Origin of the sequence: Geobacillus subterraneus (assembly GCF_001618685.1) — a bacterium.
In the GTDB taxonomy this organism is placed as follows: domain Bacteria; phylum Bacillota; class Bacilli; order Bacillales; family Anoxybacillaceae; genus Geobacillus; species Geobacillus subterraneus.
The window spans coordinates 1,327,145-1,339,573 of sequence record NZ_CP014342.1 but is presented as its reverse complement, the minus strand read 5'-3'; the positions used below and the strand labels follow the sequence as shown (position 1 = coordinate 1,339,573).

Here is a 12,429-nt window from a genome sequence, read left to right as displayed (position 1 = left end):
AGGAACATGTTTGAAAGGAAAACAAGCCGCTTTCTTGTGCTCCGTCATCATCGCCATCGGCGCCGTTCTAATGGCTAGGACAGCGACGAATGGAGACGCAGCCAAGGCAAGACGGGGAACGACCATTGTCATCTATTTGGCCGGCGACTCGACGGTCGCCGCTGCTCCCCGCTCCCGCGCCCCGCGAGCCGGATGGGGGGAAATGCTTGACGGCTGGTTTGACGATCACGTAGTAGTCAAAAATATGGCCGCTTCTGGCCGAAGCGCGAAAAGTTTTATTGAGGAAGGGCGGCTTGAGCGCATTTTGCGGGAGCTCAGAAAAGGCGATTATTTGTTCATTCAGTTTGGCCATAACGATGAAAAGGCGAACGATCCGACGCGTTACACCGAACCGTTCACCTCTTACCAAGCGTACTTACAACAATATATTGACGGCGCCCGGGCCAAAGGGGCGATTCCTATCCTCATCACCCCGGTCGAGCGGCGGCGGTTTTCTGCCGACGGACAGACGCTCGATTCCCACGGACACTATCCTGCCGCCATGAAAGCGCTCGGAAAACACGAACGTGTCCCAGTGATCGATTTGACAACGAAAAGCAAACAACGGTTTGAACAGCTTGGACCGGAACGGACGAAGCGGTGGTTTTTATGGCTTGAGCCGGGCGAGCACCCCAATTATCCGAAAGGCATCAAAGACAACACCCATTTTCATGAGCGCGGGGCGAAGGAAATCGCCCGTTTGGTCGTCGAAGGCATCGTCGAACTGAATCTCCCTCTTCGCCGCCACCTCATCCGTTCGCCATACGAGACCATTCAGCCAGGCGGTCACTAGACCGCCTCAGCGGCGAAACACCGTGACATCGGCAGCGCCTCACCTGCTTTTTCCCGCCCCCGTCCCACTTAGGACGGGGGTGTTTTCCCTTTTTACTCCCGCTAGACGCTGTCCGGCAGCCGGCATACCGCCTGCCCTTTCCATCCCTACCGGGCGCTTCCGACGTATGGCGCTCTGCCGCTCGTTGGTGAATGGTACGTTTTATGCAACAGGCGGTGGTATAGGGACGCGAGCACTTGCTGAAACAGCATGCCGAGCACGACCGGCACGCTCACTGGCGGCGGAAAATAGGTCATGGCAAGCACCGCACCGGCGCTGATGTTGCGCATCCCCCCGGTAAACGTTAACGCAATAATATCCGACGGGGCAAACCTGAGCCATCGGGCCGCCATCCAAGAAAGAAAATAGCCGGAGCTCGCGATCGCCAAGACAAGCAACGCCATGAAAAACAGCCGGGCGTCAACACGGCCAAAATACGGGGCGACGACTGCGCTGTTGATCATGACGACAAGCGCCAGCGCCAGCTTGGAAAACGGGGACAGCACCACCGCCAGCTGCTCGTTCGCTTGAGTAGACAGCCGTTCGCTCACGAACATGCCGGCGAGTGACGGCAAAATAATCATCAAAAACAAACCGAGCATCATCTGGCCCACGTCGAGCTCGACCGCGCTTCCGGCCAATACAAGCAACGTCAGAGGCACAATGATGGGCGATAAAAACGTATCAATCAAAATGACAGAAAGGGCAAGCGCCAAGTTTCCGCGGCCGAGCGACACCCAAATAAAGCTCGTCACCCCGGTCGGAATGGCGGCTGCCAACACAAACCCGATCACCGTCAAACGGTCGCTGCCAAAAAACAGATGGCCAAGCCCAAACGCCCAAAGCGGGACGACAAGGTGAAGCAGGCATAGCGCCGCAGCGATCGGACGAGGATGGATGAGCGCCTCTTTCAAATCAGCCAAACGCAAGCGCAAACTGCCGCTAAACGTCATCAACGCAAACAGCCACGGCACAAGCGCGGCATAGCCGTGCAGTTCGTCCGCCAGCCAGATGCCGGCCGCCACGCTTGCCGGCGTAAGAAACGGCAGCGCCTTCTCAAGCCGGCGGTTGATCGATTGCCACATCGGTTTCATCTCCAAATCTCGTCATGAGTGAGGATCATCGCCTTCGATTCGTCTCCTCTTTTAATTATACATCGTCATCGTCTGATGAGAATAACCCATTTTCCATGAAACCGATGGCCGACGATTAGGCGGCCGCACGCGCTATGGCTTATTTCGCTACTTTTTCCCCGATCTTTTCCGCCGGCAGCAAAATCTCGTTCCGTTTGACATCGTACAACCCGTACGGAATCAAGCGAAGTCCTGGCAAAAAGTCGCATGTTAAAAACAACAGCGTGTACAAAATATCATGGAACGGAAATCCGCGCTCTTGAAGAGCGGCCAGCAACTCATCATGGAAACGGACAGCCGTGTCAAACGAATGGTCGGTTGTCATCATGCCGGTAAACGGCAGCGGAATTTCCACCACCGGTCGGCCGCTATCGATGACAACAATCCCGCCGCCCATTTCATGCACGCGCTTCGCTGCCGCCGCCATCGCTTCCGGACGTTTGCCGATGACAAGTAGCTCGGTCGTGGTGTTATAGGTGGACGCCATGCCATCAATATCGACGGCAAACCGCTCCAAAATGGCTTTAGCCACCCATTGCCCGTTGCGGGCGATGAGCGCGGCATACAACAACCCTCGATGATGGGAAAGATCCGCATAGCCGTCAACAGACGGAAGAGCCACCTCTTTCCGTTGGGTAATGACATTGCTTTTAAAATACGCGACCGGCACCGGCTGATCCGGCTTCGGGTGCGGATAGCGGTATAAACGCTCATCATCAAGCCGTTCTTTCGCGAACAGAAACGGTTTTTTCGATACGTATCGACTCCAGTCGATCTCAGGCAACGGCGCAAGCAGCTCGCCGTCGCGGGCGACGATGCGGCCTTTGGCGATCACAAGCGATGGCTTGAAAGTGACAAGATCAGGAAGCAAAATGACATCCGCCAGTTTCCCCGGGGCGATGCCGCCGATTTCATCGTCCAACCGCAAATATGTCGCCGCATTGATCGTCGCCATTTGCAAGGCGGTCATCGGCGGTACGCCAAGCTCCACCGCCTTCCGGACCAATCCGTCGACAAACCCTTCCCGCTCAATAAAGCCCGGGTGCGGACCGTCTACGGTCATCGTAATCCGCTGCGTGCTCACGTTTTTCTCGGTAATTAAGCGGATAATTTCGGGAAAATCTGGGCGGAGCGAGCTATGGCGGAGCGTCGTCCACATGCCAAGCCGCAGCCGATGGAGCGCTTCCTCAGCCGTGATGGCTTCATGACAGGCGCTGACGCCGCTTGCGGCAATGCTGTTCAGTTTTTCATACGAACAGCCGGCCGTATGCCCGTCAACGACTTTTCCGGCGCGTTTTGCCGCTTCAATCGTTTCAAGTAAAAACGGATCGCCTTGATACAGCAGCGGCCATCGTGTCACTTCCGCCGTCCCAACGACATCGTCCATCGCCAGCAGTTCTTGGATGCATTGCGGATGAAACCAGTCGCGCTCGCCGGGGAAATCGGCCTGTGATACGAGGCGGACAAGCCAAAAGAAATGGCCGGGCAAAGCCCGCAAATCTTCGATCAGCTGTCGAAATCCGTCGGCGCCAAAATGCAAATAAAAAAATAAGTTGTCATTGACCGTTGTTGTCGTGCCGAGCGGCAGCACTTTGGCGGTCACGCTGACGGGATTGTAAAGCACCCACGGATGGGCATGCGGCTCAATGAACCCAGGGGACACATACATCCCTTCTGCGTCAATCACAACCGTATGCTCATCAACCGCGACCTCATTTTCCCCAACATAGGCAATCGCATCTTGATAAATAGCAACGTTTTGGCGCAAAAATTCACCGGAATAGACGTTAGCGACCGTTCCTCCTTGAATGACGATATCGGCCGGGCGGCGCCCTTGCGCTACTTCAATCAGTTCGGTTCGCTTCGCTGTTCGAATCAAAGAACTTCCCCCTTTCACAGCCTATCGCAACGATAAGCCAAGACGCAGCGATGCGAGCTTGGCTTTCAACATCCATCAAGCATTGAGCAACGGATTGATGTAGGCGCACTCCCCTATGCCATCTTCTTCAAGCAGCTGCCGAACATCGTCTGGAATGGGAACCGCAAAAATACGCCCGTTCTCCTCTTTCACCCAGCCTCTAAGTTCAAAGCCATGGCCGGTTCGTACTTCTCCGCGGAACACTTCATGGCGCAGCTTGATCGTTTTGCGGTTCACTTCTTCGACCGCCGTTTTAATCGTAATAATGTCATCGTAATACAGCGGGTGCTCAAACGTACAGCCGACGTCAAGCAGCGGGAGAATGATGCTTTGTTCGTTCATCAGTTTCGCCGGCGGCAGTCCGATGCTGCGAAAAAATTGGTGCCCGGCAATATCAAACCATTTAAAGTAATTCGGATAATAGACGATGCCGGCCGCATCAGTATCACCAAAATTTACGCGGACTTGAAATTGATTCCGTTTCATGGCTGATCGTTCCTCTCACCTCATTGATTGATGCTCTGATGCTCCAACAATTGCCGCAATTTAAAACGCTGGATTTTTCCTGTAGCTGTTTTCGGAAGTTCGTCAATAAATTCGATAATGCGCGGGTGTTTATAGTGGGCCAGCTGTTGCTTCGTAAACTGTTTCAGTTCTTCTTGCTTATTTGCTGATGGTGTGACTCCGTCTTTCAGAACGACAAACGCCTTTGGAACGGTCAAGCCTTTTTCATTTTCCACACCGACGACCGCGACTTCCAACACATCCTCATGCTGCAGCAGGCAGTTTTCAATTTCAATCGGGGAAACCCAAATGCCGCCGACTTTCAGCATATCGTCGGAACGTCCGCAATACCAGTAGTACCCTTCCTCATCACAGTAATACTTATCGCCAATATACAGCCATTCACCGACGAATTTTTGTTTGTTTTGCTCATGAAGATTCCAATATCCGTGAGCGATCGAGTCGCCGCGAATAATCAAGTCCCCGACTTCATTCGGCGGCAGTTCCTTTCCTTGCCCATCGATAATCTTCACGTCGTAACCTGGCACCGCTTTTCCGGAACTTCCCGGTTTGACATCGCCAATGCGGTTGGAAATAAAAATGTGCAACGCTTCGGTCGAGCCGATGCCGTCTAAAATGTCAACGCCAAATAACTTTTTCCATTTATAGTAAAAAGACGGCGGCAACGCTTCACCGGCAGACACACAAACGCGCAATGAACTGACATCAACGCGCCGGCCTGTTTTTTCGACGTAATCAATCATGGCGCCATACAACGTCGGCACGCCGAAAAAGATCGTCGGTTTGTACGTTTCAATCGCCTGGAACATCGTTTCCGGCAACGGACGTTCTTTGATGAGTATGGTCGAAGCGCCAACACCCAGTGGAAAATACATGCCTCCGCCAAGACCATAGGCAAAATACAGTTTGGATGCAGAGAGGCAACGGTCATGTTCATTCATTTCCAGCACTTGTCTGGCATAAGTGTTTAATGCATACTCCATATCGTGCTGCAAATGGATGACTCCTTTCGGCTCCCCGGTGCTTCCTGAACTGAACAGCCAGAACGCAGCATCGTCCTTACTTGTGGGAGCCGCTGTGAGCTCTTTATCAGCGCGTTGAAGCAATCGATGGAACGAGAGTGTCCCCTCTAAAGTTTTGTTAGCGTTTTCACAGATGACAATGACGTGCTCCAAAAAAGCAAACCGTTTCCGTGCCGGCTCAAGGCGCTCCCACAAGTCTTCATGAATGACCAACCCTTTCGCCCGGCTGTTGTTTAAAAAGTATTCATAATCCGACGGCTGCATCATCGTATTGACCGGGATCGGCACCGCCCCGATTTTAATGGCGCCGAAAAACGTGTAAATAAACTCGGGCGTGTCATGGCAAACCATAACGATGCGGTCTTCGAGCTTATAGCCAAGCTGCCGCAGCATATTGCCAGTTTGGTTCACTTTTTCTTGCAATGTCCGGTACGAAATTTGCTCATCGCGGTAATAAATCGCCGTTTTATCGCCTAATCCACTGTGAACGTTATGATCAATAAACAGCCCCGCCGCATTGTACAGCCTTCCGAACCCGCGCAATTCCATCGCTCACCATCCCATTTCTATGAAAATTAGATTGCTTGATGAGTGTGCATAAGGAAGCCCTTGGAAATGGATGAGCCGACTTCCCATTTCAAGGGCTTCATAACCGTAGCGCTTAAATCCCTTTCCAATTTGGCTGGCGTTTTTCCAAAAATGCGCTCAACCCTTCTTTGGCGTCTTCCGAACGGAACAGCAAGTTTTGCAGCTCGCCTTCATAGCGGATCGCCACATTAAGCGGCATTTCTTTGCCGTTCATGATCGACAGCTTGATGTTTGAAATCGCATACGTCGCGCTGTTAACGAGCTTGCGCGCATACTCCCGCGTCCGCTCTCTCGTTTCCGCCTGCGGGAACACCCGGTTCACCAGCCCGATGTCAAGCGCCTCTTGCGGCGTGATCGTTTCTCCCGTAATGTTCATATCCAGCGCCCGCGAGTAGCCGACCAACCGCGCCAGCCGCTGCGTCCCGCCTGTGCCAGCCAGCACCCCGAGCGTCACTTCCGGCAGCCCGATTTTTCCTGCTTCATCCCCCATAAACCGCAAGTCGCACGCGAGCGCCATCTCCAAGCCCCCGCCGACTGTATGCCCTTCTAAACAAGCGATATACACTTGCGGCGAGCGGGCGATTTTATCAAGCGTCTCATTGCAGAACAAGCAAAATTGCGTTTTGAACCGCGGGTCGGCCGAACGCAAAAAGTTGATGTCCGCCCCCGCCGAGAAAAACTTCGGCACATCGCTCATGATGATGACCACTTTAATGTCTGGATCGAAGCGGATGTCATCAATCGCCGCATTGAATTCTTTGTAAAATTCCAGATCGTACGAGTTCGATTTATTAATGTGCAAATGAATCTCGGCAATCCCCTCTTCTTTGACGACCGTCAAGTATTGTTTTTTCGTTTCTACAGCTACCATCCTTGTATTCTCCTTCCTTATGAATTTTTTGATGTGATGCAGGCAACGTTTGAATCACCCGTTTTTGAAAGTTCATTTCCGTCTTTGTATTTCTGAAAACATGAAGAACACCGTTCGTTTTGTGCTTGTTTTTTCTCACCTCCTGTTGTGCCTTTCTTATTTCAACTGAACAAATGGTTCAGCGGCAACCGCTTTCAATTCCTGTTGCAAATGTTCAACAAGTTGGACTCCTTTCGGCAAATACCCTTCCTCCTGCAGCTCTTTCTTGTCCTCGACATTCTTTAACCAAACCGCTGCCTCGTTCGCCGCAGCATTCAACGCTTGGCGGAAACGGTGCGGAACGGCACCTTGATCATGGATAAGCTGCTGCGCCCAGTTTTTCGCGTAAACGATATGGTCTTGCTGTTCACGGACGAGCTTTTGAATTTTAGAAACAACTGCCGGATGGTTCGCTTGCAGCGCCGATTGCAAGACCGCATCAATGGCCGTGTTCACGGTATATAGCGCAGCGATGAGCGTGATCCAGTTATGAACGTTGACGGCGCTTGCCATCGCTTTTCCGGATTGTCCGTAAACTTCCGGTTTTTTTCCTTTCAACCCGCGTAAATCAAAACACCAGTTGTACAGCAAGCGCGCGTGCCCTAATTCTCCTTGGGCCATCGCGATCGCGGCCAGCGTCGCTTCCAAATTTGGACCGCTGACCCCGACTTCCACAAGGCGGTCGCCAAGCACGTATTTATTGTCAGCGATCGTTTCAAGCAGTTCGACGAGCGAATGTACACTAGACTGCATCGGTTCCATTGATCCTCCACCCCTTTCTAGGCAAACAGCCATTTCGGTTTTCTCACCCAAACGAGCTCGCTGCGGTCGACAACGACCATTTCCGCCCAGTCCTCTTCATCGTACGTATAGGAAGCATACACTTTCGCCAGCTCTTCATTTTCCGCTTCCACTGTGCCGATATGGGCCAATTGGTCGCCCCGCTTTACGCGGGCGAAAATATCAAACGTTTTTCGTTGTTGGGTCGCCGTCATGTTGAGCTCACCCCCCAATATTTTAATTTTTCGCGTCCTTCCGGGCTGATCCGCTCAACCGTCCACGGCGGATCCCAGACGACGTGAATATGCACATCGCGAATGCCTTCTTCCTTAAGCAAACGGTCGCGGATATCTTGCTCGATCCATTCCATACAGGCGCACGATACCGCCGTATACGTCATGGTGACATGCAATTCATCGTCGTTTTTTTCAATTTCGTAAATCAACCCCATATCGACGACGCTGATCGGAAATTCTGGATCCATCACTTCTTTCAGCGCCTGCCAATATTTTTCGGTATCCTGCTTGCCCATCACACCGCTTCCTTTCGCAATTGCTCAAGCTCTTTGGCTCCTTTTTGAATCCGGGCAACGAATTCTTTATTTTTCGGACCCCGCTGTTTAAACCGTTTGATGACGTTATCCCACGTATCCGGCTGGTCGAACAGCCATTTCTTATTCACCGGATCAAACTTGCACGGGAACGGCACATCGAGCACGTATTTTTGCTGTTCTTCATCGTAATGGGCAGGGACTTTAACACCGATCGATTCGCAGAACGGAACGGCCGTTGACAGCCATTTTTGCCGCAGTTCATCGTTCGACCGTCCTTTTAGGCGGTACTCAAGTTGCGCCGAGCGGCTTTTCAGCCGGTCTTCCACCCCGAAAAACTCGAGTGCCATTAAAAACATCCAATCGACGGCTTTTTGTACTTCTTCACGTAAGTTTGGATCTTGCATGGCCGTTCTCATAATGATTTCCCCGTTTCTGAGATGGAACAGCTCTTCTTTGTCGACTTTCACGAGCGCCCGCTTCCACGGCCCGTAGGACGTATGTTCAAACGCGTCACCAAGGAGCGTGTAGCCCGCCCGGTCAAAAAAGGCGTTAAAGACACCTAGTTCAATCCAGTTCGACAGTTCAAAATCGAAAGCGTACGGGTTTTTCCAGCGGTTTGCTTCCCGCTCGTAAAGCAGCTGATCGACGTCTTCGCCTAAATCTTTCAGCAGCCGGTACGCGATATGGGCATGGCCGATTTCGTCCTGCATAATGGCCAACGCCGTAATTTTGCTGTTGAGCGTCGGCGCCTGATCGTACACGGTTAATAGCGGCGGAACGCTTAACAGTTCGGTGTCGCCGACGATCGTCAATGTCTGTTTCAATGCTGCCAAATACTCCTCATTCATATCCTCGATCCCTTCGACGATAAATCCGTTTTGAACTTTTTCTTTCAGCAACGTCGCTTGATCCATGTTTCCACCCTCTTTATTACGTTTTTTTGACTATCGTATTCTATACATAATGTTAATACACTATAAAGTTCGTTGTCAACTTAAAAATAGAAAAAATCTGAAAATTATTTTTTGTTTTTATTTCCTTAGATGTTCTAAATATCTCCTTTCCTCGCTTTGGCCATTCCTTGCAGATCGTCTTTTGTAACGTTCAATGTTTGTTTTCCGTCCGTATATTTTTCATTCAATCAGGAAGCTGCACAACGTAATCCCTTATTGTTTAACGAGACAAAAAAAAAGCCTAGCTGTCTGCACAGCTGGCTGCTCGTCATGACCCATACACGATCAGATTGTCACGTTCCTCTGTTTGCACTTGACCGATAGAGCGCAAATATTCTAAATGCGCTAGTGTTTCCGCCACCGCAAACCGCCATTGGTGCGCGGTCAGCGGCTTATGACCAAACACGAGATGGGCCACTTCATAGGCGGTGCGCCCCTTCTCTGTCAGCGCTTTCATCTTTTGCAACCGTTGTTCATGATGGCGGAAAATATCACCGATCCGCTCGCGAAACTGGCGGATCACCGCCCCGTGGGCAGGCAAGGCAACATCGACATCAAGCTCCTCGACTTTACGCAAAGAGGCGAAATATTGCTCTAACGGATTCGGATGGGCGCCCGGCCATACACTAATATTCGGAGTAATGCGGTCAAGCACATGATCCGATACTAACAGTTGGCGTGACTCCGGCTGATAAAAACTGACCAGCCCGTCACTATGCCCTGGAACCGGGATGACGGTCCACCGACGCTGCCCAAGCACAATCTCGCGGTGATCTAAAACCGTTAACACCGGAAACGGGCTGACGCGCAATGATAACTTCCACATGTTCTCTTCAATTTCAGCCGCAAGTTCATCCGGAACGCCATGGCGGCGAAACAGTGCAGCAACTTCACTCGCTTGGGAACTCTCTTCCCCCCACACCCGTTCGGCCATCGCCTGATCCGGTTCGCTGATCCATATCGGCGCTTCCGTCTGTTGCTGCATCCAACCGGCAAGGCCAAAATGATCGGGATGGAAGTGGGTGATATAAATGGCGCGAACGTGCCGCGGCTTGATTCCTAATTGCCGGAAGGCCGCTTCCCAAGCGCGCATGGCCTCAGGGCAACGAAATCCAACGTCAACCAAGCTCCACCCGTCCGCCTCTTGGCATACGTAACAATACACATACTTCATCGGAAACGGGACGGGAATCGGGACGCGATAAATCCCGTCCCCCACGGCTTCAATGTCTTTATGTAGCATCTGTTTCCTCTCCCCTCTATCATCGTGATCTCTTTGTCTCTATGCAACATCCAATCGAAAAACGAATCCGCCGATGTTTTCAGTCCGACCGCTAAATCATCTCCATAAACGGGTTGATCGCCTTATCGCGGTTGAACGCCGATTCACGGTCCGGAGCGGGCTCAAACAGCGTTTCAAAGTATCGAATGGCAGGAATAGCCAGAAGCTGATGGACATTGAAAAACAACTCCCGCGCTCTCGTTCCACTCCAGTCGTGCGGCAATAAATCGTGCGGAAACCCTGGGTCAATAAAGAAGAAGCTCCGGTATTCATGCACGAGCTTTGTCCGTTCCATAAAACATTCGCGGTCGGTCAGCTCATTGTTCCAAGCCCGCTTTTGGAACTCCTCATATTTTTGCTCGTACGTTTCAATAAACTTGTCATATTCTTTGGCGATATAGGCAAAATCCCAACCGCGCTCGATGATTTGCTCGTTGCTGTGCGACACGATGGAATCCGCCGTAAATAAAATCACATACGGCTCTAAATGATAATCTTTAATCCATTCCATGACTTGCGGTTCAATCGGGTTCGGGCTCGCCCACGTTCCGTGAGAAATAAGGCCAAATCCCATTAAACTTAATTCTTTGCGGATCTGGCTGCGCAGCTCTCGCTTTTCTTCCGGAACAGAATATGTCAACACGCGCCAGCGGCCATCCCATTTATAGTTCCGAAGCGAATAGACGCGGGTGAATCCGTCCATCATCGTCCGCTTCCCTTTCGGCGTCAGCGAGTAATAGCTGTTATTGCCGATTTTCCGCACTTCAAAAAATTCTTGCTGCACCATCCTTAGCGCCGCCCCGCGAATGGACGACTCGGAAATGCCGAAGTGAGACATCATCTGGATCAAACTTCCGATCCACACTTCATTCCCATAATGTTGAATATATTCCCCGAATAGCGTAAACATAAGTGCCCTTGGCTTCATTGCAACACACCTGTCTTTTTCAGATTTTTCTTTTATTATGTTACATTTCCCCTCTCTTTTTCAATCTTAGAATGATTATTTTTACATAAAATGATCGTTTTTACATAAAAACATATCGGCCGAAACGGCCGATATGCATGAACAAAGTGTTAAATCCCTTTCCAATTTGGCTGGCGTTTTTCCAAAAATGCGCTCAACCCTTCTTTGGCGTCTTCCGAACGGAACAGCAAGTTTTGCAGCTCGCCTTCATAGCGGATCGCCACATTAAGCGGCATTTCTTTGCCGTTCATGATCGACAGCTTGATGTTTGAAATCGCATACGTCGCGCTGTTAACGAGCTTGCGCGCATACTCCCGCGTCCGCTCTCTCGTTTCCGCCTGCGGGAACACCCGGTTCACCAGCCCGATGTCAAGCGCCTCTTGCGGCGTGATCGTTTCTCCCGTAATGTTCATATCCAGCGCCCGCGAGTAGCCGACCAACCGCGCCAGCCGCTGCGTCCCGCCTGTGCCAGCCAACACCCCGAGCGTCACTTCCGGCAGCCCGATTTTTCCTGCTTCATCCCCCATAAACCGCAAGTCGCACGCGAGCGCCATCTCCAAGCCCCCGCCGACTGTATGCCCTTCTAAACAAGCGATATACACTTGCGGCGAGCGGGCGATTTTATCAAGCGTCTCATTGCAGAACAAGCAAAATTGCGTTTTGAACCGCGGGTCGGCCGAACGCAAAAAGTTAATGTCCGCCCCCGCCGAGAAAAACTTCGGCACATCGCTCATGATGATGACCACTTTAATGTCTGGATCGAAGCGGATGTCATCAATCGCCGCGTTGAATTCTTTGTAAAATTCCAGATCGTACGAGTTCGACTTGTTAATGTGCAAATGAATCTCGGCAATCCCTTCTTCTTTCACAACCGTCAAATATTTTTTCTCTACCGTTACCGCATTTGCCATCTTCATCCCTCCATAA

The 12,429-nt window shown here is 51.4% G+C and carries 13 protein-coding genes; 1 reads left to right on the top strand and 12 read right to left on the bottom strand.

What is annotated here, in order from left to right; all coding sequences use genetic code 11:
• The first annotated feature begins 10 nt into the window (after window positions 1-10).
• Window positions 11-832 (top strand): rhamnogalacturonan acetylesterase, encoded by an 822-nt coding sequence (locus GS3922_RS06680; protein ID WP_082816538.1) that lies wholly within the window; start codon window positions 11-13, stop codon window positions 830-832.
• A gap of 146 nt (window positions 833-978) precedes the next feature.
• On the opposite strand, the gene GS3922_RS06675 is transcribed toward GS3922_RS06680, so the two are convergent.
• The 12 genes from GS3922_RS06675 to GS3922_RS06620 form a co-directional block, all read right to left on the bottom strand.
• Window positions 979-1,956, bottom strand: coding sequence for a bile acid:sodium symporter family protein (locus tag GS3922_RS06675; protein ID WP_063165715.1), 978 nt, complete (start codon window positions 1,954-1,956; stop codon window positions 979-981).
• Between the two features lie 148 nt (window positions 1,957-2,104).
• On the bottom strand, window positions 2,105-3,883 hold the full coding sequence (locus GS3922_RS06670; protein ID WP_063165714.1) for an adenine deaminase C-terminal domain-containing protein: 1,779 nt from the start codon (window positions 3,881-3,883) through the stop codon (window positions 2,105-2,107).
• A gap of 75 nt (window positions 3,884-3,958) precedes the next feature.
• On the bottom strand, window positions 3,959-4,408 hold the full coding sequence (locus GS3922_RS06665; RefSeq protein WP_063165713.1) for an acyl-CoA thioesterase: 450 nt from the start codon (window positions 4,406-4,408) through the stop codon (window positions 3,959-3,961).
• Between the two features lie 20 nt (window positions 4,409-4,428).
• Window positions 4,429-6,018, bottom strand: coding sequence for a benzoate-CoA ligase family protein (locus tag GS3922_RS06660; RefSeq protein WP_063165712.1), 1,590 nt, complete (start codon window positions 6,016-6,018; stop codon window positions 4,429-4,431).
• A 112-nt stretch (window positions 6,019-6,130) separates the two neighbouring features.
• Complete coding sequence (locus GS3922_RS06655) at window positions 6,131-6,928, bottom strand: enoyl-CoA hydratase/isomerase family protein (protein ID WP_063165711.1); 798 nt, start codon at window positions 6,926-6,928, stop codon at window positions 6,131-6,133.
• 156 nt (window positions 6,929-7,084) lie between these two features.
• Window positions 7,085-7,729, bottom strand: a complete 645-nt coding sequence (locus GS3922_RS06650) for a Phenylacetic acid catabolic protein (RefSeq protein ID WP_172796440.1) — start codon at window positions 7,727-7,729, stop codon at window positions 7,085-7,087.
• A gap of 17 nt (window positions 7,730-7,746) precedes the next feature.
• Window positions 7,747-7,962 carry a hypothetical protein gene (locus tag GS3922_RS06645; RefSeq protein WP_063165709.1) on the bottom strand — a complete coding sequence of 72 codons (216 nt, stop codon included), beginning with the start codon at window positions 7,960-7,962 and terminating at the stop codon, window positions 7,747-7,749.
• Complete coding sequence (locus tag GS3922_RS06640; protein WP_063165708.1) at window positions 7,959-8,279, bottom strand: metal-sulfur cluster assembly factor; 321 nt, start codon at window positions 8,277-8,279, stop codon at window positions 7,959-7,961. The genes GS3922_RS06645 and GS3922_RS06640 overlap by 4 nt, the downstream gene beginning before the upstream one ends.
• Window positions 8,279-9,214, bottom strand: a complete 936-nt coding sequence (locus GS3922_RS06635) for a Phenylacetic acid catabolic protein (RefSeq protein ID WP_063165707.1) — start codon at window positions 9,212-9,214, stop codon at window positions 8,279-8,281. Before GS3922_RS06635 ends, GS3922_RS06640 begins: the two co-directional genes overlap by 1 nt.
• A gap of 307 nt (window positions 9,215-9,521) precedes the next feature.
• Window positions 9,522-10,496 (bottom strand): MBL fold metallo-hydrolase, encoded by a 975-nt coding sequence (locus GS3922_RS06630; RefSeq protein ID WP_063165706.1) that lies wholly within the window; start codon window positions 10,494-10,496, stop codon window positions 9,522-9,524.
• Window positions 10,497-10,587: 91 nt separating this feature from the next.
• Window positions 10,588-11,463, bottom strand: coding sequence for a PaaX family transcriptional regulator (locus GS3922_RS06625; protein ID WP_063165705.1), 876 nt, complete (start codon window positions 11,461-11,463; stop codon window positions 10,588-10,590).
• A gap of 149 nt (window positions 11,464-11,612) precedes the next feature.
• Entirely contained in the window at window positions 11,613-12,419 is an 807-nt protein-coding gene (locus GS3922_RS06620) for an enoyl-CoA hydratase/isomerase family protein (protein ID WP_409071343.1), read from the bottom strand.
• Window positions 12,420-12,429: the final 10 nt, after the last annotated feature.